This is a genomic window from Pseudomonas sp. 21615526, assembly GCF_013386245.1.
Classification (GTDB): Bacteria; Pseudomonadota; Gammaproteobacteria; order Pseudomonadales; family Pseudomonadaceae; genus Aquipseudomonas.
This window is the reverse complement of sequence record NZ_JACAOM010000078.1, coordinates 1-19,487: the sequence shown is the minus strand read 5'-3', so window position 1 is coordinate 19,487 and position 19,487 is coordinate 1. Positions and strand designations below refer to the sequence as shown.

17 protein-coding genes, 4 tRNA genes and 2 pseudogenes are annotated in these 19,487 nt (G+C 61.1%); 12 read left to right on the top strand and 11 right to left on the bottom strand.

Going from position 1 to position 19,487, the window contains the following annotated elements:
* Positions 1-19: 19 nt before the first annotated feature.
* On the top strand, positions 20-718 hold the full coding sequence (gene pyrF, locus HX786_RS22125; protein ID WP_003217180.1) for an orotidine-5'-phosphate decarboxylase: 699 nt from the start codon (positions 20-22) through the stop codon (positions 716-718).
* Positions 719-873: 155 nt separating this feature from the next.
* Here the strand turns inward: pyrF and HX786_RS22120 are convergent, their stop codons facing one another.
* Positions 874-1,881 carry an NADP-dependent oxidoreductase gene (locus tag HX786_RS22120; protein WP_178912589.1) on the bottom strand — a complete coding sequence of 336 codons (1,008 nt, stop codon included), beginning with the start codon at positions 1,879-1,881 and terminating at the stop codon, positions 874-876.
* 229 nt (positions 1,882-2,110) lie between these two features.
* On the opposite strand from HX786_RS22120, the gene HX786_RS22115 reads away from it, so the two are divergent.
* The 4 genes and pseudogenes from HX786_RS22115 (at position 2,111) to HX786_RS32360 (ending at position 6,583) form a co-directional block, all read left to right on the top strand.
* On the top strand, positions 2,111-2,872 hold the full coding sequence (locus HX786_RS22115; protein ID WP_008431261.1) for an SDR family oxidoreductase: 762 nt from the start codon (positions 2,111-2,113) through the stop codon (positions 2,870-2,872).
* A gap of 203 nt (positions 2,873-3,075) precedes the next feature.
* A complete protein-coding gene (locus tag HX786_RS22110; RefSeq protein ID WP_178912588.1) occupies positions 3,076-4,500 on the top strand; it encodes a PLP-dependent aminotransferase family protein in 1,425 nt (474 codons plus the stop codon).
* A gap of 115 nt (positions 4,501-4,615) precedes the next feature.
* Positions 4,616-5,722: pseudogene (locus tag HX786_RS32365) on the top strand (HAMP domain-containing protein); the annotation flags it as partial.
* Positions 5,702-6,583 carry a methyl-accepting chemotaxis protein gene (locus HX786_RS32360; protein ID WP_371315662.1) on the top strand — a complete coding sequence of 294 codons (882 nt, stop codon included), beginning with the start codon at positions 5,702-5,704 and terminating at the stop codon, positions 6,581-6,583. The pseudogene HX786_RS32365 and the gene HX786_RS32360, both read left to right, overlap by 21 nt.
* Positions 6,584-6,619: 36 nt before the next feature.
* Here the strand turns inward: HX786_RS32360 and HX786_RS22100 are convergent, their stop codons facing one another.
* Both HX786_RS22100 and HX786_RS22095 read right to left on the bottom strand, forming a co-directional pair.
* Complete coding sequence (locus HX786_RS22100) at positions 6,620-7,432, bottom strand: alpha/beta fold hydrolase (RefSeq protein ID WP_102606303.1); 813 nt, start codon at positions 7,430-7,432, stop codon at positions 6,620-6,622.
* A 121-nt stretch (positions 7,433-7,553) separates the two neighbouring features.
* Positions 7,554-8,312: a hypothetical protein gene (locus HX786_RS22095; RefSeq protein ID WP_003217193.1), complete on the bottom strand. Its 759-nt coding sequence runs from the start codon at positions 8,310-8,312 to the stop codon at positions 7,554-7,556.
* Positions 8,313-8,682: 370 nt separating this feature from the next.
* Between HX786_RS22095 and HX786_RS22090 the strand changes: the two genes are divergently transcribed.
* The 4 genes from HX786_RS22090 to HX786_RS22075 all read left to right on the top strand — a co-directional run bounded on the left by HX786_RS22090 (position 8,683) and on the right by HX786_RS22075 (position 9,096).
* Positions 8,683-8,758: transfer RNA gene (locus tag HX786_RS22090), tRNA-Glu, on the top strand.
* A gap of 3 nt (positions 8,759-8,761) precedes the next feature.
* A tRNA-Gly gene (locus HX786_RS22085) sits at positions 8,762-8,837 on the top strand.
* 104 nt (positions 8,838-8,941) lie between these two features.
* A tRNA-Glu gene (locus HX786_RS22080) sits at positions 8,942-9,017 on the top strand.
* A gap of 3 nt (positions 9,018-9,020) precedes the next feature.
* Positions 9,021-9,096 (top strand) — tRNA-Gly (locus tag HX786_RS22075).
* 99 nt (positions 9,097-9,195) lie between these two features.
* Here the strand turns inward: HX786_RS22075 and HX786_RS22070 are convergent.
* The 7 genes from HX786_RS22070 to HX786_RS22040 all read right to left on the bottom strand — a co-directional run bounded on the left by HX786_RS22070 (position 9,196) and on the right by HX786_RS22040 (position 15,575).
* Positions 9,196-9,741, bottom strand: coding sequence for a hypothetical protein (locus HX786_RS22070; protein WP_177010084.1), 546 nt, complete (start codon positions 9,739-9,741; stop codon positions 9,196-9,198).
* Positions 9,738-10,064, bottom strand: coding sequence for a hypothetical protein (locus tag HX786_RS22065; protein ID WP_087695362.1), 327 nt, complete (start codon positions 10,062-10,064; stop codon positions 9,738-9,740). Before HX786_RS22065 ends, HX786_RS22070 begins: the two co-directional genes overlap by 4 nt.
* Positions 10,065-10,180: 116 nt before the next feature.
* Entirely contained in the window at positions 10,181-11,398 is a 1,218-nt protein-coding gene (locus tag HX786_RS22060) for a phospholipase D-like domain-containing protein (RefSeq protein ID WP_003217201.1), read from the bottom strand.
* Between the two features lie 57 nt (positions 11,399-11,455).
* Positions 11,456-12,103 carry a MotA/TolQ/ExbB proton channel family protein gene (locus HX786_RS22055; RefSeq protein ID WP_003217203.1) on the bottom strand — a complete coding sequence of 216 codons (648 nt, stop codon included), beginning with the start codon at positions 12,101-12,103 and terminating at the stop codon, positions 11,456-11,458.
* 17 nt (positions 12,104-12,120) lie between these two features.
* Entirely contained in the window at positions 12,121-14,403 is a 2,283-nt protein-coding gene (locus tag HX786_RS22050; protein WP_008431274.1) for a TonB-dependent receptor, read from the bottom strand.
* Between the two features lie 24 nt (positions 14,404-14,427).
* A complete protein-coding gene (locus HX786_RS22045; RefSeq protein WP_003217207.1) occupies positions 14,428-15,165 on the bottom strand; it encodes an energy transducer TonB in 738 nt (245 codons plus the stop codon).
* A 2-nt stretch (positions 15,166-15,167) separates the two neighbouring features.
* The gene (locus HX786_RS22040; RefSeq protein ID WP_003217209.1) at positions 15,168-15,575 is read right to left on the bottom strand and encodes a biopolymer transporter ExbD; all 408 of its coding nucleotides are present in this window, start codon (positions 15,573-15,575) and stop codon (positions 15,168-15,170) included.
* Between the two features lie 189 nt (positions 15,576-15,764).
* On the opposite strand from HX786_RS22040, the gene HX786_RS22035 reads away from it, so the two are divergent.
* Together HX786_RS22035 and HX786_RS22030 are read left to right on the top strand one after the other, a co-directional pair.
* Positions 15,765-16,319, top strand: coding sequence for a GNAT family N-acetyltransferase (locus tag HX786_RS22035; protein WP_003217211.1), 555 nt, complete (start codon positions 15,765-15,767; stop codon positions 16,317-16,319).
* Positions 16,319-17,887 (top strand): alkaline phosphatase, encoded by a 1,569-nt coding sequence (locus HX786_RS22030; RefSeq protein ID WP_178912586.1) that lies wholly within the window; start codon positions 16,319-16,321, stop codon positions 17,885-17,887. The genes HX786_RS22035 and HX786_RS22030 overlap by 1 nt, the downstream gene beginning before the upstream one ends.
* On the opposite strand, the gene HX786_RS22025 is transcribed toward HX786_RS22030, so the two are convergent.
* Entirely contained in the window at positions 17,888-18,514 is a 627-nt protein-coding gene (locus HX786_RS22025; protein ID WP_177021208.1) for an alanyl-tRNA editing protein, read from the bottom strand.
* 91 nt (positions 18,515-18,605) lie between these two features.
* Here HX786_RS22025 and HX786_RS22020 point away from each other — a divergent pair.
* Positions 18,606-19,473 (top strand): annotated as a pseudogene (locus HX786_RS22020) (LysR substrate-binding domain-containing protein).
* The last annotated feature ends 14 nt before the right edge of the window (positions 19,474-19,487 follow it).

Below are 19,487 nucleotides of genomic sequence, written 5' to 3'. Positions count from 1 at the left end.
TGCCTGAGAGCCCATTCCAATGTCCGCCTGCCAGACTCCTATCATCGTCGCCCTGGATTACCCCACTCGTGACGCCGCACTGAAGCTGGCTGACCAGTTGGACCCCAAGCTTTGCCGGGTCAAGGTTGGCAAGGAACTGTTCACCAGTTGTGCCGCCGAAATTGTCGGCACCTTGCGTGACAAAGGCTTCGAGGTGTTCCTCGACCTGAAATTCCACGATATCCCCAATACCACCGCGATGGCGGTCAAGGCCGCCGCCGAGATGGGCGTGTGGATGGTCAACGTGCACTGCTCCGGCGGCTTGCGCATGATGGCTGCGTGCCGTGAAGTGCTCGATCAGCGCAGCGGCCCCAAGCCACTGCTGATTGGCGTGACCGTGCTGACCAGCATGGAGCGTGAAGACCTGGCCGGCATCGGCCTGGACATCGAGCCACAGGAACAAGTGCTGCGCCTCGCGGCCCTGGCGCAAAAGGCTGGCCTGGACGGCCTGGTGTGCTCGGCGCTGGAAGCGCAGGCGCTGAAGACCGCCCACCCGGCGTTGCAACTGGTGACCCCGGGGATTCGCCCGGCGGGCAGCGCCCAGGACGACCAGCGTCGCATCCTGACCCCGCGCCAGGCCCTCGATGCCGGTTCCGATTACCTGGTGATCGGTCGCCCGATCAGCCAGGCGGCCGACCCGGCCAAGGCGCTGGCAGCGGTAGTTGCCGAGATTGCCTGACCTACCCGACCTGAAGTGGGCACGGTAAAAAATTGTGGGAGCGGGCTTGCTCGCGAAGGCGGTGTGACAGTCAATGCATAAGGTGACTGCTCTACCGCCTTCGCGAGCAAGTCGAACCGTCGCACCGCCGCTCCCACATTTGGTTCTGAGGTGTGTCAGCTGACTTTAAGTACCAACTTCCCAAAGTTCTCACCGTTGAACAGTTTCATCAGCGTTTCCGGGAACGTCTCCAGCCCCTCGACTATATCTTCCTTGCTCTTGAGCTTGCCCTGAGCCATCCAGCCGGCCATTTCCTGCCCGGCAGCGGCAAAATTCGCCGCGTGGTCCATCACCACAAACCCTTCCATGCGCGCACGATTGACCAGTAGTGACAGGTAGTTGGCTGGCCCTTTGACAGCTTCCTTGTTGTTGTACTGGCTGATGGCGCCGCAGATCACTACGCGGGCTTTCAATGCCAGGCGGCTGAGCACGGCATCGAGAATGTCCCCGCCGACGTTATCGAAATACACGTCCACACCTTTCGGGCACTCGCGCTTGAGGCCGGCATGCACGTCTTCGTTCTTGTAGTCGATGGCTGCATCAAAACCCAGTTCATCCACCAGGAACCTGCATTTGTCGGCGCCGCCAGCGATGGCTACCACGCGGCAGCCTTTGATCTTGGCAATCTGCCCGGCAATGCTGCCCACCGCGCCTGCCGCGCCGGAGATCACCACGGTCTCGCCGGCCTTGGGCGCGCCGGTGTCCAGCAGGGCGAAGTAAGCGGTCATGCCGGTCATCCCCAGCGCCGACAGATAACGCGGCAACGGCGCCAGTTTCGGATCGACCTTGTAGAAACCCCGCGGCTCACCGAGGAAGTAATCCTGCACACCCAAGGCACCGTTGACGTAGTCGCCCACGGCAAATTTCGGGTTGTTCGACGCGATCACCTTGCCTACGCCCAAGGCGCGCATGACTTCGCCGATACCCACCGGTGGAATGTAGGATTTGCCCTCGTTCATCCAGCCACGCATGGCCGGGTCCAGGGACAGGTATTCGTTGTGCACCAGCACCTGGCCGTCCTGGGGGGTACCCACCGGCACTTCCTGGTAAGTGAAGGTGTCCCGCGTGGCCGCGCCGACCGGGCGTTTGGCGAGCAGGAATTGGCGGTTGGTCTGGGCAGTCATGGCAGCGACTCTTGAGAAGTGGACCTTGAGTGATAGACCCTTCGGGCTGCACCGGCAAGGTGCGCGGCACCTGCGAATGCCCACCGATCCACTGCAATGATAGTGATGCCGGTGCCGTTATCACTGCGGCTCATGGTTCGCCAACCGGGCTTTTGATAGTGCTGACGCGCCGATGGTGGCTCTGGCTAGACTGGGGTCATCGAGCATTCCCATCGAAGGAACATCCACCATGAGCATGACATTTTCCGGCCAGGTCGCCCTGGTGACCGGTGCGGCCGCCGGCATTGGCCGCGCCACTGCGCTGGCGTTCGCCGCTGAAGGCTTGAAAGTCGTAGTCGCCGACCTGGACGCGGCTGGCGGCGAGGGCACTGTGGCGCTGATTCATCAGGCCGGTGGCGAAGCGGTGTTTGTGCGCTGCAATGTCACCCTCGAAGCGGACGTGCAGCAGTTGATGCAGCAGACCGTGGCCACCTATGGCCGGTTGGACTATGCCTTCAACAACGCCGGGATCGAGATCGAGAAGGGCAAGCTGGCGGACGGCAGCCTGGATGAGTTCGACGCAATCATGGGCGTCAACGTCAAGGGCGTGTGGCTGTGCATGAAGTATCAACTGCCGTTGCTGCTGGCTCAGGGCGGCGGCGCCATCGTCAACACGGCTTCTGTGGCAGGACTTGGGGCGGCGCCGAAGATGAGTATCTATGCCGCGTCCAAGCACGCGGTGATCGGCCTGACCAAGTCGGCGGCGATCGAGTACGCGAAAAAGAAAATCCGCGTCAACGCGGTATGCCCGGCCGTGATCGACACCGATATGTTCCGCCGTGCCTATGAAGCTGACCCGCGCAAAGCCGAATTTGCCGCCGCCATGCACCCGGTCGGGCGTATCGGCAAGGTCGAGGAGATCGCCAGCGCAGTGCTTTATCTGTGCAGCGACGGTGCTGCCTTCACCACGGGCCAGGCATTGGCGGTGGACGGTGGCGCGACCGCGATTTAGGAAGTGAGGCGGATGCCATTCAGAAAAGCGTTGGAGGCGCTGTGGGGTTTTTCCGCAGGTGGCCAGATGCCTCACCTGAATGTGTTTCACTAGGTAAATAATTCAATTAAATCAATGATTTAATAAATCTTGATCGCGGCTGTCATTGGGCTTCTGTGCTTAACTGGTTTGGGTTAAATGACAACAGTTTAAGTGAGTGGCTCATGGATTTAGGGATCGATCGACAAGCCCTTGTACCGGTAGTGCAGCAAATCGTCAGTGCGCTGGCCGCCTGGATTCGCGAGAGCGGCGCCAGCCCCGGGACGCGGTTGCCCTCGGTGCGGCAACTGGCCCACGAGAACCTGCTCAGTCAGTCCAGCGTCATCGAGGCGTTCGAGCGGATGGTTGCCCAAGGTGTGCTGGCCTCAAGGCAAGGCGCCGGTTTCTGTGTGGCCCAGCCACCCGCCGAGCGTGGTCTTCGCGGTGAAAACCAATGGTATGAGGGCGCCGAGTCGGGGTGGGGCGCCTTCATCGACAATCAACTGGGCGAACTGAAACTGGGATGCGGCTGGCTGCCGGACACCTGGCGCGAGAGCGACGACATCAGCTACGCGATTCGTGAAGTCACCCGCACCGACACCGCGGCCGTCTTCAACTACAGCACGCCGCTGGGGCTGCCGGCCCTGCGTGAACAGCTGCTCAAGCGCCTGGCGCACATCCAGGTGGCAACCCGGGTCGAGCATATTCTCACCACCCACGGCGCGAGCCACGCCCAGGACCTGCTGATCCGCACGCTGCTCAAGGCCGGCGATACCGTGGTGGTGGAAAGCCCGGGGTACGGCAACCTTTACCGCCAACTGGCCTTTCACGGTGTCAAGCTGCTGGAAGTGCCGCGCACCCGTGGCGGCCCGGACATGCCTGCCCTGGAAGCGCTGTTGCGCGGGCACCGGCCCAAGTGCCTGTTCATCAACAGCCTGTATCACAACCCCACCGGCACCAGCCTGTCCCTGGCGGTGGCCGAGCGCTTGCTGCAACTGGCCCATTCCCAGGACTTCTTCATCATCGAGGAGGACGTCTATGGCGACCTGCAACATGCCACGTGCACCCGGTTGTCGGCGTTGCCCCACGAGGACCGGGTGATCTATGTCTCGAGTTTTTCCAAGACCCTCAGCAGCGCCTTGCGGGTGGGGTACCTCACGGCCAGCGGGGCGATCATCGCGCAATTGGCCAGGGTCAAGACCTTGACCGGCATCGGCACCTCGCGGTTTGCCGAGGCGGTGGTGGCGACGTTGCTGGCCAATGGTACCTACCGCAAGTGGGTGCAACGCCTGCGCCGGCGGCTGAGCACGGAAATGGCCATGACCCTGCAGGTGCTGGAAGACGAAGAGTGGGAGGTGTTTGCGGTGCCGGCGGGGGGCATGTTCCTCTGGGCGCGCCCTGGTGTCGGCGACCGTTCCACCGTGCAGGCACGGGCTCGCCGGCTGGGGGTGTTGCTGACGCCGGGAACGCTTTTCAGCCCGACGGGCGAATCCAGCGACTGGCTGCGCATCAATGTGGCCTACGCTTCTGATCAGCGTGCACTGGCGTTGTTCAAGGCTATGGGGCCGGCAGGATCGACCTCTACCATTCTGAAAACGACGAGGATGTAGCTTTTTGCCATTATTGTGGCGCCAAACCCTTGTATTCAGTGCCCCGGGGTTGCGAATCTCGCTGCATCGAAACCTGGCTTGATGGCATTCGCCATTGCAAGAGGACTCAAGTGCAATGATTTCTGCCGTGCAACGACGTTTTGCCAACCTCGGTATGGCCAAGAAACTGGGCTTGGGCTTTGTCCTGGTACTGCTGTTGACGGCATTGGTGGCCGCAATTGGCGTATGGTCGCTGCAAACCGTTGGCCAGCGCTTCGAGGGCCTTAAAGCCATGTCGGCGCTCAACAGCGGCTTGCTCAAGGTGCGCTTGATCGAGCAGGACTACGCGTTGCATGCCGACCCCAAGTCGGTGGACGCCTTGCACGAAAGTGTCGACGCGTTGGCGGCCCAGGCGGTAATTCTCAAGGCCCAGTCGCCTGCCAATGTCCCGGTGATGAGCGACGTCGAGCAGGCGCTGGCGGCGTATCGCAAGGCGTTCGATGAGTTTGTCGAGCTGACCCAGACCAAGGACCTGGCGCTGGAAATGGCCAGTTGGTCGGTCTCCAGTGTCGCCAACAACCTTGATGTGTTGCAGGCCGGGCTGGCGGACGACGGCGCCTATGGCCTCAAGGAAAGCCAGGGCAAGGAAGGTGCCGAATTCATCGAGCAGGCGGGGCAGGTCAGCCAGGTCTCGCGCCTGATGCTGCAGGCCATGAACGAAGCGCACGTGCGCCTGGACCAGAGCCGCAAGGGCGATGACGAGAACGCCGAGCAAGGCAAGATCGAGCAGGCCGATCAGGCCCTGGCCCAGGTCGAACAGCTGAAAACCACCGTCAAGGATCCTGGCTACCAAACCGTGCTTAACGAAGTGTCCGGGCATATCGCGGCCTTCAGTGAAAAACTCGGCGAATACACCGGGCTGCTGGCCCAGGAAAAAGTCGTCTACAAGCAGTTGCACGAGCGCGCAGCCGAAGTGGTCACCCGGGTCAATCAGGCCTACGACGCAGAAGACCTGTCGATGCAGTCGCAGTTGAAGAAAAGCGCGTTGCTGATCATCGGTTCTTCGGCGTTGGCGTTATTGGTCGGGCTGATTGCCGCGTGGATCATTACCCGTTTGATCGTTGCACCGTTGCGCAGCGTGATTGCAGTGGCCCAGCAGATTGCCGCCGGTGATCTCAGTGGCCGTATGGAAGTCAGTCGCCGGGACGAGATGGGCCAGTTGATGCTCGCGATGCAACAGATGAGCAGCGGCCTGAGCAGCATGGTCAGCGGGTTGCAGGCGGGTATCGAGCAACTGGCCAGCTCGGCCCATTCGCTGTCCAGCGTCACCGAGCAGACCAATATCGAGGTCAGCAGCCAGAAGGAAGAAACCGAGCAGGTGGCCACGGCCATGAACCAGATGACCGCCACCGTGCACGATGTGGCGCGCAACGCCGAAGAAGCGGCCCAGGCGGCGCAGACGGCGGATGACAAGGTCGACAGCGGCCAGCAGGTGGTGCGTCAGAGCTTGCAGCGTATCGAGTTGCTGGCCAGCTCCGCGACCTCCGCCAGTACCAGCATCGAAAGCCTGAGCGCGGAGATCCAGACTATCGGTACCGTCCTTGAGGTGATCAAGAGCGTGGCCGAGCAAACCAACCTGCTGGCGCTGAATGCGGCCATCGAGGCAGCGCGGGCGGGCGAGCAGGGCCGCGGTTTTGCCGTGGTGGCCGACGAGGTGCGGGCGCTGGCCAAGCGCACCCAGCAATCGACCGAGGAAATCGAACGGTTGGTGAGTACCTTGCGCAGCGCTGCGCAGGCTTCGGTGCAGCAGATCAGGCAGAGCGGCGAACTGGTCAAGCTGGCGGTCAGTGATGCCCTGGAAACCGAAAGCGCCCTGGGCAGCATCGCGGCGGCGGTGTCGTTGATCCAGCAGATGAACCAGCAGATTGCCGCAGCGGCCGAAGAGCAAAGCTCGGTGGCCGAGGAAATCAACCGCAGCGTCACCAGCATCCGTGCGAGTGCCGATCAATCGGCGTTGAGCATGCAGGGCAATGCAGCGTCGAGCATCGAGCTGGCGCAGTTGGGTACGGAGCTTAAGGGGATGGTCGGGCACTTCCGCCTTTGATCACCGCAGGCCTGCGGCGATCAAAGGGCAGGGCGGTCAGGCGTTGTTGGCCAGGAAGGTCAGCAGCGCTTCGTTGACGAAATCGGGGTTTTCCCGGCTGGAGATATGCCCGGCGTGCGGAATCAACGTCAGCGCGCAGCCGATCAAGGCCGCCATTTCTTCTGATTCGGCCGGTGGGCGTGGCTTGTCCTGCTCGCCACACATCACCAGGGTGGTGTCGGTGTCGAGGCGCGCCAGTTGTTCCAGCACATCCGCGCGGCTGAAGATAATCCGGCCCAGGGGCACGATGCTGTGCACCAGGCGTTCCTTGGGGAAGGCCTGCAGTGCGTTGCGGAAATCCTGGTACAAGGCCGACTCCCGGTCGATACCGGGACGGAAGAAGATCGGTGCCACCACATCCAGCAGCGGTTCCGGAATGGCGCCGGCATCTTCGATCATCTTGAACAGCGAAAAGTAGTATTGGCGAGTGGCTTCCGGCTCGGCGCCCAGGTGCGTGTCCATCAGCACCAGGCTGTTGACCCGCTCGGGAGCCAGCAGCGCCAGGCGTGCGCCCCACATGCCGCCGACCGACAAGCCCACGAGGTTGACCTGGGCAATGTCCAGGTGATCCAGCAGCGCCAGGTGCTGGCGTGCGAGGTCGTCCAGGGATGCAGTGTTTGCAGGCAGTGCGCCGGACTCGCCGTGGCCCCAAAGCTCGGGGACGATCACCCGGTACTGTTGCGACAGGGCTTCGATCTGCGGCGCCCACATCTGGCTGTCCCACAGGTAGCTGGAACCGAGGAGAACGGCCGGGCCGGTGCCCTGGTCGAGGTAATGCAGCGGTTGTCCATCGATGAGCACGACAGGCATGGCGAAGCCCTTTTCGTTAACGGAGAGAGGGGCCTTTTTTACGCTATTCGAGGGGAAGGGGATAGGTGCAGAGTGATGGCATGTGGCGAGCGGGTTTGCCGCCCACCACAATGGCAGGGGATCAGTCGTAGATGGCTTTCTTCTTCCAGTCGGCGTCCGCATCCACCACTTTCAAGCCTTCGGTCAATTCGTTGACCTCGTCTTCAGCCGGTTCAAGGTTGGACAGCACCATGGAGTTGGCGCGCGCCAGCTGTTTCTCGAGCAATTGCAGCTGCTGGCTGTACACCACCGGCTCCGGTTGCTTGCGCAGGTACTGCACGCCGCGTTCGAACGCCAGGCGAGCCTGGCCCGGCTGGCCTTGTTGCAGCGCGTGCTGGCCCAGGTTATTGAAGAACTCGATGTGCAGCAGCACCAGGATATGGCGGATTTCCTTGATCCAGTGCTTGGCTTCATTGGTCGGCAGGAAACCGTCCTGGGCCGCTCGGGTCACCTGGCCATGCAGTGCTTCGAGCAGGAAACGTACATCCTTGGCCTTGGCTTCGGTCTGGATCGGGCCGGGCGGGTTGTTCACCGGAATCGATTCGCCCTGGGCCACCAGTGCGTTGAGTTCAGTGATGCGTGCCTTGAGCGACGCATTGGACTTGTCGAGGTTCAGCAGGCGCTGATTGACGTTGAGCTCCAGGCGGGTCAGCAGCAACTTGAGTCGCGGCGTCATCAACTGGCCAGGGAAGGTCTCGGTGATTTCGCCGCAGCGGCGCAGCCGGTCATTGAGTTCGATCCGGGTCCGGTTCTTTTCCAGCTTATTGTTTTCCACCACGTGGTTCATGTAGCCAATGGCGATCAGTATTACGATCCCGGCTATTACCAGCAGGGTGATCATGAGTGGTGTCACCGGTGTGACCTCTTTATGGGGTTTGCATTGAAGTGTAGTGACTGGTGCAGTGACCGGATAGGACTGAGCGACCAGTTGCGTCAGTAGTTTCTTCTATATAGCGGGGCAGTCCCTGCGTAGATGCACATTGCCATCATTTGCTGTGGCGAACTATAGCGCCTTGTGGAACGCCAGAATATAGGCGCCAAAGCCTGGACGGCGAGAAACCCTTGCAACCCCCGTAAACCACGGCGAAGTCATTGATTTAAATAAATTTATCCTTGGGGGTTGACGACCTCCCAATCCATCCATAGAATGCGCGCCACTTACAGCGTAAAGCACACAGCGAAACGCGGTAGGGAGTGAATGTTGTACGTGTGTCCCCTTCGTCTAGTGGCCTAGGACACCGCCCTTTCACGGCGGTAACAGGGGTTCGAGTCCCCTAGGGGACGCCATATGCGGGAATAGCTCAGTTGGTAGAGCACGACCTTGCCAAGGTCGGGGTCGCGAGTTCGAGTCTCGTTTCCCGCTCCAAATTTAAGCAGTGTTGCCCTCGGGCGGCACTGAGTGAAACCAGGGCGTAATCTTCGGATTTAATCTCTGGGCACTGAAATACACACCATGTGTTTCAGTAGCGTGTCCCCTTCGTCTAGTGGCCTAGGACACCGCCCTTTCACGGCGGTAACAGGGGTTCGAGTCCCCTAGGGGACGCCATTTGCGGGAATAGCTCAGTTGGTAGAGCACGACCTTGCCAAGGTCGGGGTCGCGAGTTCGAGTCTCGTTTCCCGCTCCATATTTAACGAAAACGCCGATCAGCAATGATCGGCGTTTTTGTTTGTGGGTTTTTTGTGAGCCGGAGTGCAATGCCTCGGCCCACGTTGCGTTTGTACCGCTAGAAATTATCCATCGCATGGCACATCGATAGCCTTCCCGATGGCGTCGGTTCAATCGGACTCCATCGTTCGGCACCTTTCGGCAGCTCAGCAAGCTCGAATGAGCAACTCCCGGACATTGATGCTCGCACCATGTAGTCCATGCCGGGCTTGGGGATAAAGGTCATGGTGTTGAAACATTGCCGGCCATATTGCGGCAACCCAAGGTAATGAAAGGCAATGGGCGTGTTCGCCGGAATCACCTGTTCGGACGACACCGCACCGTCCCAGGTGTAAATCGGCCCCGGCATCCCCAGGCTTGCGCCATTGCGGTCGGCGAAGCCGGATTTGGCGGACACCATCACGCCTGCTCCGGGAACATTCCAGTCCAGACAATCGCGCCCGGGCACTGCGCGCACCATGCCGTCGCTGATAATGCGCAAGCGCGCCGTCTCGGCAGACGGTGGCGCTGTGTAGGCGGTGTTGAGGGAGCGGACGTTATATACCTGGCCACAGCCGCTGAGGAGCACCAGGAACAGGGCGGGAATGACACGTAAAGTGCTCATGGCTGGCGGCAGTTCTGGCTGACCGACAGATGCGGTGCGGGCTCATGGCTGACCATCTGCAAGCCATCGGCGCCCTGGAAGATAAAATATGTGCTGCGACAATCCCTGAATGTCTGCGAGTAACCCTCAGCCCGGAATCCCTGCCCGTCGATCTTCCTGGTCACCGTATTATCACGGCTGACCACGGCGAGTACCTGCTCATAGCTGTCGCCCATCTTCACCCCCGGCACCCCGGTGGAGGTCATGGAATTGGCACAACCTGCCAGCCCGATGGCCGCCCAAACCAGCGCCGTACCGTACAGTCCATTGCGTGTGGTGTTCATCCCTGCTCTCCATCCATGAGGTGTGCAGGGTTGGTCAGCGCAACGGCGGAAAAGTGCAACATTCATATCTGGCAATGTGACATTGCCCGCAAATCATGGGATTTGCAGGCAACGGCTCACGGCTTGCCCGGATGCGGCTCCGGGTATTCGCTTGTCACGTCCAATGCCTTGGCATACGGCCCGTCCCACAGTTGCTCGTGTAAATCTCCCACGCGCTTGGCCATCGCTTCACTGCGCATCACCACTTCCAGGTTGCGCGAGTTATCGAAATAACCCCCCAGCCAGTTACTGGTGCCCACCCACGCCACTTGCCCGTCGATTTCCATGGTCTTGCTGTGGATCACCCGCGCATAAGGAATAAATCCTTGCCTGGCCTCGGGCAGCGTGACGATCTTGACCTCGACATTCGGCAGCACCGCCAGGCTTTTCAGGTACGGCAATTCCAGTGCTTCGGTGTTCCAGTTGGATACCATCAACTTGATCGAGACCCCGCGCGCTGCCGCTGCACGCACTGCATTGTCGATCATCGCGTAGTAAGGCCGGGTTCTGTCAGGTCCATAGGACAGCGGCGCGTAGTCCAGCAGTTGTACGCGCACTTCCTTTTTCGCCTCGCCCAGCAGACGTGGCAGTTCCAGCTGCGAATCACCCACACCCGGCGGGTTGTAGCGCTGGGGGCTGGCTACCAGGTAGTTGCCGGTGCGTGCCGGTGTGGCGCCTGTGGCGGGCAGGGCAACAGGCTGGTTGTCGGCCAACGCAGCCTGGGCCTGCCAGTCCTGTTCAAAAATGGCCTGGGTCTGGGCGACGACGTTTGCATCACTGATCAACAGCCCGGTTTCGTGGATATGCTCCAGCGAACGCCAGTCGAAGTTCTGGCTGCCGATAAACGCCTGCTTGCCATCCACTACCATGTACTTGGCGTGGATGATCCCGCCACTCAGCTTGCCATAGGGCAGGATGCGGAAGGTCAGGTTGGGAATGGCTTTCAGGCGCTCCAGGGTCGAGGCTTCCGACAGCCGCACGCCTTTTTCTTCCAGCAGGAAGCGAATTTTCACCCCGCGTTTGCCGGCGGCTTCCAGGTGTTCAATCACCTTGTCCATCACCGAGCCAGGATGGTCGGCCGCGTAGAACTGGCCGATGTCGATGCGGCTTTTCGCGCCGTCGAACAGCTGGATCCACACGGGGCCGGGCTGGCGCAGATCGGCGGTGCCAAGTTGGGTGTCCACTGGCACGGTGTGTACCAACTCAAATCCCGGAATTGAAAAGTCCGCCTGGGCAAGCGGACTGAGGAGCAGGCCTGCAAGGCCGGCGATACGTAATTTCAGCGATATGGACATAGGCGTCTCATCGGGCAAAAAAAAGGGCGGGCGCATGATGCGCCCGCCCCGGGAAGGTCACGCAGTGCGGGTGTGCAGCGGGGTCGGTACCAGGTGCGGCACTTCACCCTGCACGCGGGCACCGGTTGCCGCGCGGATCAGCAGGATTTTCAGCTGGTCGTTGATGCGTTCCAGGCTGTCCTGGAAGAAGTTGTGGAACACCACGCAGAACAGCGCGATGGCGATACCCAAACCCGTGGCGAACAGGGCCGTACCGATACCACCGGAAATCTGGCCCGGGTCGGACACACCGGCACTGGCCAGCGCCTTGAAGGTGTCGATGATGCCGAGGATGGTCCCCAGCAGGCCGAGCAGCGGCGCGGCGGTGGTGATGGTTTCGATGATCCACAGGCTGCGCGACAGCGGCGCGCGGGTCTTGAGGTACTGGGTTTCGATCTCGTCGTCCAGGTCCTTGCGCGAACCATGGGACGCCTTCTGCGCCAGGATCGGCAGCACCATGCTCAGCGGCAGGCTGTCACGGCGAGTCAGGTTTTCCGGCAGGTCGCGTTCGCTGTGCACATTGGCGCCCAGCACTTCGGTCAATGCACGGGCCTGGCGGCGCACGTAGGCGAAGTAGATGCCACGTTCGATGGTGATGAAGATTGCAATCGCCAGTGCGGCGTACATCACATAAAAGGTGATTTGGTGAAGCAGGTTCATGTCCATGATGCTGAGCCTCGCAGTTAGAAATTGGCTTCCAGGGAAACGGTGACGGTGCGGTCAAGCCCAACGATGTAGGCCGGGTCGCCATCGCGGAAACCGCTGTAGCTCGCCGAGTTGGTCTTGGTGGTGTACACGCCGTCCAGGTACTTCTTGTCGAACAGGTTGTCGACGTTCAGGCGCAGGGTTGCGTCCTTGACGACTTTCTTGTCCACCGGCAGGTAGATACCGGCGCCGAGGTTGAAGATGGTGCGGGCGGAGATGGCTTCGTCGTTGGTCAGGTCGCCATAGAGCTTGCTGGTGAACTTGCCGCCGAAGGTGCCGTAGAAGCGCCCGTCGTCATAGCCGATGTTGGCCGCCAGCATGTTGGTCGGCACGTTGGCGAACTGCTTGCCGCTGGTGGGCAGCACGATCGGCTTGCCGGCGCTGTAGACGGTCAGGTCGTCCTGCTGCTTGGAGCTGGTGTAGGTGTAGGAGGTGTAGTAGTTGAAGTTGTGCGGCAGCTTGCCGCTCCACTCCAGTTCCAGGCCTTTGTTGATGACGGTGCCGGCGTTGATGTCGGCGGAATCACCGTTGCTGTCCAGGGAGGTGAGCTGGCGATTCTTGAACTGCATGTAGAACAGGGTCGCGGCGAGGGTGCTGTCTTCGCCGGTGTAGCGCCAGCCCAGTTCCTGGTTCCAGCTGAGTTCCGGCTTGGAGTCGAGGGAGCCGACGCCTTTGTCGTACAGCACGTAGTTCTGTGGAATACGCATGTTGCGCGACAGGCTGTAGAACAACTGGTCACGCTCGTCGAGCTGGTATTTCAGGCCGGCGTTGGGCAGCAGTTTGTTGTAGGTCTGGCTGGCCTTGCCGGGTTGCTCGGTGAGGCTGCCGTGGTTGGTGCCGTCACGCTCGACGTTCATGTAGGCAATGCCCGCGATCAACGTCCAGTCCGAGTTGATGTACCAGGTGTCCTGGGTCCAGACCTTTTGCGCCGGCGTCACGGTGTAGCGGTCGCGACCCTGTACGGTGTTGCCGTTGGCGTCGACCACGGAGTTGCCGTCGGGCCAGGTATCGCTTGGCTTGCCGTTGTTCTTGAGGGCAATGAACGGTTGGGTCTGGCTTTGGCGGGCGCGTTCATACCAGTAGCCGAATTGCAGGCTGTGGTCGCCCAGGTCCCAGTTCAGCTTGGTGGTGATGCCCGGGCGCCAGGTCTGGGTGCGCGAAGGGCGGTAGTAGACGCCGGTGGTCGCGGAACCGTCGGCGTTGTATTGAGCCTGTGTCGGCAGGTTGCCGAGGTCGAAAACGCCGCCCTTGTTCGAGCCACTGTTCAGCGCATAGGCCGAGGAGCCCACGCCGCTGCCGTTGCCGTAGTAGTAATACGGGATCACCGAGAGGGACAGGTTGTCGCTCAGCTTGTACTGGGTGTTGAGCACGGCGGTAAAGGTCTGGAACGGGTTCTGCGCCAAGTCGTAGTAGCTGCTGACCTTGCCGTTGGCGCCCACCGCCGGTGTCGCCGGGTACGGGTCGTACTTGCGGCCGTACTGCTGGAACTGTGCCTTGGTCAACTGGCTGTAACTGTTGTTGTCCTGCTCGTGGTACTTGAGGATCAGGTTGGCGGTGTTGCCGTTGCCGGCGTCGAAGAAGCTGTTCCACTCCACCTTGTCCGCACGCACGGCACCCGAGCCGCGCCACATCTGGCCTTCGGTGTGAGAAGCCGACAGCCAGTTGCTCAGGCCGTTGACTTCACCGGTATTGAGGCGGGCGAAGGTCTTGCGGGTGGCGTTGCTGCCGACCACTTGCTTGACGAAGGCACCGGTTTCCTTGGTGGGGCGAATGGTCACGATGCCGATGTTGCCGCCGCTGGAACCGATGTGCGGGCCGTCGGCTTCCGACGAGCCCTGGGTGACGAAAATCTGGTCGATGTTTTCCGGGTCGCCCAACAGGTTGGAGTACAACGCGTAGTTGCCGGAGTCGTTGATCGGCATGCCGTCCACCGACATACCGACCTGGTCGGAGTTCATGCCGCGCATGGTGAAGCGGAAACCCGAGAGGCCGGTGTTGTCTTCACTGGAGATGTTCAGGCCCGGGGTGTACTTGAGCTTGTCGATGGCGTTGCCGGTGGCCGTCTGTTTGTCCAACGCTTCCTTGGTGATGGTCGAGCGGCCCTTGGCGCTCTCTTCCTGGACCATGTAACCGCCCCCAGCGGTTGCCTTGCCCTGTACCCCAATAGTCCCGACGTCACTGTCGCTGGTATCTGCCATGACCACTCCATGGGTCATGCTCGTCGCGGCAACGAGTGCCAGATGAATCCGGGTGAACTTCATCACTGTCGTCCTGGTGGTGTGTGCTTATTGCACGCTGTAGTTGAAGGTGGCGGTGAAGCGCTGCTCGTTACGTCCACCGAAGGCTTGTTCGGGGAACGGTTTCACCTGCTTGATACGGCGCAGGCTGTTGGTGGCGGCCCGGTTGAGCAGCATGCTCGGCGCCGGGGTCTGGATCCCGGAGTCGAGGACGCGGCCTTGGCGGTCCACCATTAACCAGACCACCACCTCGCCACTCGGGCGTTCAAGGGACGCCTGGCGCCCGGTGGGGTATTGCTTGTAGGTGTCCAACTCGTTGCGCAAGCCCTTGAGGTAGCCGCCTTCCAGTGCCTGGCCGTCGACTTTCGGCGGCGCCGGTGGCGCAGCGGGTGCTGGCGTGGGAGCGGGAGCGGCTTGCACCGGCTTGGCGGCCACCGGAGCTGGCGCAGGCACAGGCGTTGGCTTGGCGACCACGGGCTTGGGCACCGGTTTTGGCTTGGGCTCAGGCTTTGGCAGTGGTTTGGGGATCGGCTTGGGTGGCGGAGGCGGAGGGGCAGGTTCGGCCTCCTCGTCTTCGATCACCGGCGGCGGTGGCGGCGGTTCTTCCACCACGGGCTCGGGGACCACTTCCGGCTCGGGCTCGACCAGCGCGAGTTCAACCGCCGACTCGTCGTACTGCGGCTGGATCTTCAGGGGTTGGGACTGGATACCCAGTGCAATCAGCACCAGGGCGATCAGGGCCGGGACACTGCCCAGCAGCCGACGCGCACGAAACAAGGCATACATGATCAGGACTTTTTCGTGGCGATGGAGACAGAGGTAAAGCCACCCAGGCGCAGGGTGTCCATCACCTCGACCAGGCGCGACACTTCCACGCCTTTGTCGCTGTTGACGATGATCGTCGACTTGGTGTCTGGCTTCTCGCCGGCCTTGAGTGCAGGCACCAGCGCGTCGACGGTCAGGTCCTTGCCATCGAGCTGCAGCTGACCTTCCAGGCCCAGGGTCAGGATGAATTTATTTTGCGGCTTGAGCTGCTGTGAACTGCTGGCGCTCGGCAGCTGAGTCTTCATGCCCAGGGCCGGAATCACGTTCAAACTCACCAGTACAAAAAACACCAACAGGAACATCATCACGTCGATCATCGGGATCAGTTCGATGTGTGCCTTGCGTTTTTTGGGTTCATCCCAAGTTCTCATTCCGCTACCCCGCAGTTGATTAGGGGCGACACGCTAGCAACCAAAAATGACCGAATGGTTAACTTTAATTTAAGCTTTTAAGGCTCTAGGACGCGTCTTACAGACGACTCGTGGGTCTATTTATCTACGTAATGAAACTGACACGACGCGGGTACATTCTTGGAGAATTTATTTCGCGAGTCCCCCTGCATGAGCATTGCACTGCCGCATTTATCCACCCCGCGACTGCTGTTGAAGCCTCTGCAAAAGGAGCAGGCCGAGACGTTGTCGGTGCTGGCCAACGATCCCGATATTGCGAACAACACGGCTGCGATTCCATCGCCATACACCTTGGAAACCGCACACGCCTTTATTGATGGCCAGGCAGAGAATTACCGCTCGGGGCATTCACTGGGGCTGGGGATTCATCTGCGGGAAACTGGCGAATTGATCGGCGTGATCAGTCTCAGATTATCTGCTGCTCATCGAAGTGGGCATCTCGGGTATTGGGTGGCCGCCCATTCTCGAAGCCAGGGTTATGCCGCCGAAGCAGCGGCACAGATCATGGCGTTTGGGTTCAGCGAATTGGCGCTGCAGCGTGTGGGCAGCCAGTGCTTTGCTCGTAACAAAGGGTCCGCTCGGGTCATGGAAAAAATTGGCTTGGGTTACGAAGGGTGCATGAAGGGCGCCTTCCTCAAGAATGGGGTGCACGAGGACATGTTGTTGTATGGCCTGGTGCGTGCCGATTGGAAGGAGCGCAGTTGATGAGTGTGAATCACGATCGCCGTCGCGTACTGGGCGGGCTTGCAGTTGCCACGGCGTTTTCGATCCTCAGCCCGTTTGCCCGTAGTGCAGGCATCGACTATCCCTTCACCCTCGGCGTGGCGTCAGGCGATCCATTGCCCGATGGTTTCGTGATCTGGACGCGCCTCGCGCCGCTGTTCAATGCCGCCGACGGTCGGGGTGGCCTGAGCCGAGCGGTGCCGGTGCGCTGGAAGGTGGCCCGCGATGCAGCGATGACGCGCGTTGTGCGCCAGGGCGAGGTGATGGCCAGCGAGCGTTTCGCCCATTCGGTGCATGTGGAAGTCGCCGGGCTGGAGGCGGGTCGACCTTACTGGTACCAGTTCGAAGGCCTCGGTGCGCAAAGCCCGGTGGGCCAGTCGCGCACTGCGCCGGCGGTGCATGCCATGGCATCAGCGCAGTTGGGTTTTGTCTCCTGCTCCCATTGGGAGCGAGGCTACTTCAGCGCCTATCGGCATTTGGCCGCCGAGCAGCCTGACCTGGTGTTTTTCCTCGGGGATTACATCTATGACAGTTCCTACGCGGCTGATTCCGGCAAAATCATTCGCCCCCACGGCAGCGGCAATGCGTTGAATCTGGTGGATTACCGCGACCGCTACGCCCTGTACAAGACCGATCCGGATTTGCAGGCACTGCATGCTGCGGCGCCCAGTGTGGTCACCTGGGACGATCACGAAGTGCAAAACGACTATGCCAGCCAGTGGTCCCAGGACCCGAACATCCCGGTGACGAGTTTTCTCAAGCAGCGGGCGGCGGCCTACCAGGCCTTCTACGAGCACATGCCGCTGCGGGCCAGCAGCCTGCCGCGCGGGCCGGACATGCGCCTCTATCGGCGTTTGGACTACGGCCGGCTGGCGCGTTTCCATGTGCTGGATGGGCGTCAGTACCGCTCCGAGCAGCCATGCATCCTGGCCAATGGCAGCCACAAGGGACATGTGGCCGCGAACACCTGTGCTGACCTGCGCGATCCCCGTCGCACCATGCTCGGCTGGGAGCAGGAGGCTTGGCTGGATCAGGGTTTTGCCGAGTCCCGGGCACAATGGAACGTGATCGCCCAGGACCTGTTGGTCGCGCCGCTCACGCAACGTGACCTGACCAACCACAAGCCCGGCCGCTGGACCGATGGCTGGGATGGTTACATGGCCAACCGTGAGCGGATGCTTGCGTCGATGGTGCGCAGAAAGGTGAATAACCCGGTGTTCTGGGGCGGCGATATTCACTCGTTCTGGACGACGGACCTGCACGCTGACGCAGGGAATCCGGATTCGCCCGTGGTCGCGACCGAGTTTGTCGGCACGTCGGTGACGTCTGACGGGCCGCCATTTGATGCGTTCAGTGCGATCCTGCCCCTCAATCCCCATGTGAAGTTTTTCGACAGCCGCCAGCGCGGCTATGTGTCGGTGGCGCTTGAGGAGAGGAATATGCTGACGAACTTCCGGGTGATTTCCGATGCCCGGGATCCGAACGCCAGCGTCTCGACCCTCAAGTCGTTCGTGGTGGAGCCGGGCAGGGCGGGGGCGATTGCGGTTTAGTCAGTTCAGGGTATAGCGCACCGACAATGCTCCCTTTTTCTCGGAGAGGGCCAGGATCGTCACCTGGCCCACGTCCCCCAATGCCTGCACGTGCGTGCCGCCGCAGGCATAGGCCGGCAGGTCGCCAAAACCCACTTGCCGCGTACCGTCATCCAGGGCCATATGGCGCGGCAGGTTGGCGGCGATCCATTGGTCGACTTGCCGCTGGATCGCCTCGGCGTCCATGGCCTGGGCCGAGGTGCCGCGAATAAAGGTGATCTTGCCTTCGCCCGGCCAGTGATGAGCCTTGATCGGCATCCAGCCCAGGGTTTCACCGGCATTGCCGATCAGATGCCCGGCCGAGTGCAGGCGCGTGTGCAAGGTGCGGCGGTCTTCATCGACGCGTGCCTGGATCACGCCGGGAGCCACGGGGCGGTCTACGTAATGCACGACATGATCGCCTTCCTGCACCACCTTCAACACCTGGCTTTCCCCGAGCCAGCCGGTGTCGGAGGGCTGGCCGCCACCTTGTGGATGGAAGATTGTGGACTGCAGGATTACCGCAAACTGGTTATCAAAAGGTGTGCATCCCAGCACTTCAAGTTCGGCATTCAGGTGGTCATGGGTAAAAAACAGGCGCTGGGTCATCATTTATATCCGCATCAGGGTTTCTAACCGGCAGTATAAGAAGTGCGCCAATGGGTGATAATCCGTTCAAATCTCAATGGACTTGTGCGTCATGAGCATCAATCTTCCCTTACCGCTGCTGGGCGAAATGGCGATTTTCGTCAAGGTGGTGGAAACCGGCAGCTTCTCCGAGGCTGCGCGCCAACTGGGAGCATCACCGTCCTCCGTGAGCCGCAGCATCTCACGCCTGGAAAAGGCCCTGGCGACTCGCCTGTTGCAACGCACCACGCGCAAATTGCGCCTCAGCGAAGGCGGCGAAGAGGTGTTCAAGCGCTGCCAGGAAATGGTCAGTGCTGCGCGGTCGGTGATGGAAATCAGCGGCCAATACACCCATGAAGCCGAAGGGCTGGTGCGGGTCAGCGTGCCCAAGGCAGTAGGGCGTTTTGTGGTGCATCCGCATATGCCGGAGTTTTTGCGGCGTTATCCCAAGGTCGACGTGCAGTTGATCCTGGAGGACCGGCATGTGGACCTGATTGACGACAATGTCGACCTGAGCANNCTGCGCCACGCCGCGGTACCTGGCGGAGCATGGTACGCCGCAGCATCCCCATGATTTGCTGGAGCACAGTTGCATCTACCTGGGTGAGACGCCGGGGGATGCGCGCTGGAAGTTTCGCCAGGGCAGCAAGGCGGTGACGGTGGGCGTGCGCGGGCGGTATGCGGCGAATCACACAGGCGTGCGGCTGGATGCGGTATTGCAACATGTGGGGATTGGCAGCTTGCCGTATTTCACGGCGCGGCATGCGCTGGAGGCGGGGGAGGTGGTGCAGGTGTTGCCGGGGTGGGATTTCATTTCGTCGTACCACGGGGATGCGTGGCTACTGCATTCGCCGACGCGGTACCTGCCGCCGAAGTTGCGGGTGTTTATTGATTATCTGGTGGAGTGCATGGCCAAAGAGCCGACGCTGAAGAAACGGTAGGAATACAGTTTAAA